The sequence below is a fragment of the Hyphobacterium sp. SN044 genome (assembly GCF_021864465.1).
In the GTDB taxonomy this organism is placed as follows: Bacteria; Pseudomonadota; Alphaproteobacteria; order Caulobacterales; family Maricaulaceae; genus Hyphobacterium.
On record NZ_JAKKUV010000026.1, the window covers coordinates 1 to 461 of the forward strand.

General features: G+C 62.3%; 1 protein-coding gene. It reads right to left on the reverse strand.

Annotated elements, in window-relative coordinates; all coding sequences use genetic code 11:
• Window positions 1-356, reverse strand: a 356-nt coding sequence (locus L5876_RS14535) for an IS6 family transposase (protein WP_236957080.1), incomplete at its 3' end; no start/stop codon positions are given.
• Window positions 357-461 lie beyond the last annotated feature (105 nt).

Genomic DNA, 461 nt, shown 5'->3' on the forward strand with positions numbered 1-461 from the left:
GCCTGGCGATCTCGGCGTTTGGTGACGTAGGCCTCGAGGACCTCACCCTCATGATCGACCGCGCGCCAGAGGTAGTGGGTCACTCCGTTGATCTTCACAAACATCTCGTCGAGGTGCCACTGCCATTGAGGCCACGCGCGCAGCCGGCTGGCTCTCTTCCGCCGAATCTCTGCGGCGAACATGGGCCCGAACCGGTTCCACCAATACCGGACGGTTTCGTGGCTCACCTCGATCCCGCGTTCGTGGAGCAGATCCTCGACGTTCCGCAGCGACAGCGGAAACCGGACATACATCATCACCGCCAGGCGGATGACCTCGGGTGACGTCTTGAAATAGCGGAACGGGTTCGGGCTCATCCGCTCAGGATGGCGGCGAACCGGCTAACGCCGGGTTTCCTCTGACACTGTCGCTCAGGATGATGGCCCATCCGCTAACGCCGAGTTTCCTCTGACACTGCCCTC